The sequence below is a fragment of the Ewingella sp. S1.OA.A_B6 genome, from assembly GCF_049889095.1.
Lineage (GTDB): Bacteria > Pseudomonadota > Gammaproteobacteria > Enterobacterales > Enterobacteriaceae > Ewingella.
Genome location: NZ_JBLJFK010000084.1, coordinates 1 through 255, shown reverse-complemented (window position 1 = coordinate 255; position 255 = coordinate 1). Strand labels below are relative to the sequence as shown.

The window sequence follows — 255 nt, the reverse complement described above, 5'->3', positions numbered from 1 at the left end:
TATTGAAACAGGAAAAATGGATAAAATTGGCAACGGTCACTTGAATATTTCAGGGGGAAATGAATGAAAGCGACTCTAAGAAGTATTGGTTGTGATTGGCTTGATTTATCAAGTTATCAGCCTGAACGGGATGATTGTTTTCAATTTTTAGCTCATTTATGTATAGGACCAGTAGGAGAAAAAGGAATAAATCATTTTGATGTTTATATCTGTACTCCTGAATGGCTCTGCAAGCACCACTGGTTACCGGAACTG

The 255-nt window shown here is 36.9% G+C and carries 1 protein-coding gene; it reads left to right on the top strand.

All coding sequences use genetic code 11. The features are described from left to right. Positions 1-63: 63 nt before the first annotated feature. A partial coding sequence (locus ACMV8I_RS21570; RefSeq protein ID WP_498867165.1) for an Imm8 family immunity protein occupies positions 64-255 on the top strand: 192 nt, incomplete at its 3' end.